Below are 1,329 nucleotides of genomic sequence, written 5' to 3'. Positions count from 1 at the left end.
GAAGCAAAGCACCTGAAACGGCAAACAGCGCGAGCCACAGGCCGCCTTCCCCAAACGGCAGTCTCCTTGCTGCGGCTGCGATCCCGACCAGGGTCAGGACCAACAGCCCGGTCTGCAGGCGGTTGAGCCAGCGGTGTTGCAACTAAGCCGCGCGCGGGTCACTGGGATGATGACGGGTCATGCTCAGAGGTCTCGGCGGCGCGGTCGCCGCGCTCGCGCAGCAGCCAGTAGGTCGCACCCAGAGCCAGCGTGGCGCCTGCCAGCGCGGCTATCTTTGCGGGGCTCGCCTCGGGGTCAAGGATCACGAACTTGCGCGCCAGCGCGATCAGACCGATGAGGATCACGGTCTTGACCTGGATGATGCTGTCCCGACGCAGCGCCACGCGCACAATGGAATGCTTGAACTCCATCGCGATCAAGAGCGTCATGATCATGCCGAACACACTCTGGAATACCTTGTGATCCAGGGGATTGAAGGCATCGAGGACCAGCAGCGTGAAGACGATGGCGATGAGCTGGAACAGCGACACCACGATGATGACGGCAATTACCGCCGACAGAACGAGGGCGACGACCTGCTCGAAGCGATCGTATAAACTCATGATGGCCCATTGGTCACGGAAGACCTGAAATGGATTGCGGCCTGTTGACTTCATGCAGATGGACTCCCTGCGACATTGCCGCTGTCGAGACGGCGGCGCATCGCACTGATGTTTCGTTCGACGAGCTCGGCCGACATGCCAAGCGACGACATCACCTGTTCCGCCAGCCCAAGGGCCGCGGCAAAGGATTGCTGGTGTACATGCACGTTGGGCATGGCGCGAAGTGCATCGGCCGCGGTCGTACTTCTGCATGACACCCACAAGGTCAGCGCCGGACGGCGCTCGGCAATCGCCTGGGCGATGCGCAGCACTTGCTGGGCATGGTCGAACGTGAGCACCACCAGACGCGCTTGCGCCAACCCGGCAGCCAGCAAGGTATCGGGGCGACTGGCATCGCCATGGAACACCGGCGCGCCGGCGGCACGTGCGGCCTCGACCTTCTGCTCGTCTGCTTCCAGCAGCAGATGCGCCACGCCCGCGTGTCGAAGAATTTCGCTGACTGTCAGGCCAAGCTCGCCCGCGCCGCAAACGATGACATGGTCTCGATATCGCGCTGCCTGCGCGGCGATCTCGACATCTTCAGCCTGGGGTGGCTGAACGACGCCGCCGGTGCGGCTCAAGAACCGGGCAAGCACATCGTGATGGCGGATCAGCAGCGGTGCCAGGGCCATGCTGAGCACCAGCGCGACCAGCATGGGATGTACGACGGTCGCGGGACTCAGATGCT

The 1,329-nt window shown here is 63.3% G+C and carries 2 protein-coding genes and 1 pseudogene; all 3 read right to left on the bottom strand.

Annotated elements, in window-relative coordinates; all coding sequences use genetic code 11:
* Positions 1–142: pseudogene (locus ABZX22_RS45140) on the bottom strand (Zn-dependent protease); the annotation flags it as partial.
* 16 nt (positions 143–158) lie between these two features.
* Positions 159–656 (bottom strand): heat resistance protein PsiE-GI, encoded by a 498-nt coding sequence (gene psiE-GI / locus ABZX22_RS45135; protein WP_049433386.1) that lies wholly within the window; start codon positions 654–656, stop codon positions 159–161.
* A partial coding sequence (locus ABZX22_RS45130; RefSeq protein WP_354923516.1) for an NAD-binding protein occupies positions 653–1,329 on the bottom strand: 677 nt, incomplete at its 5' end. The genes ABZX22_RS45130 and psiE-GI, both read right to left, overlap by 4 nt.

Source organism: Nonomuraea sp. NPDC003804, from assembly GCF_040610675.1.
In the GTDB taxonomy this organism is placed as follows: domain Bacteria; phylum Actinomycetota; class Actinomycetes; order Streptosporangiales; family Streptosporangiaceae; genus Nonomuraea.
The sequence above is the reverse complement of the archived record's forward strand: the minus strand, read 5'-3'. Positions and strand labels throughout refer to the sequence as shown.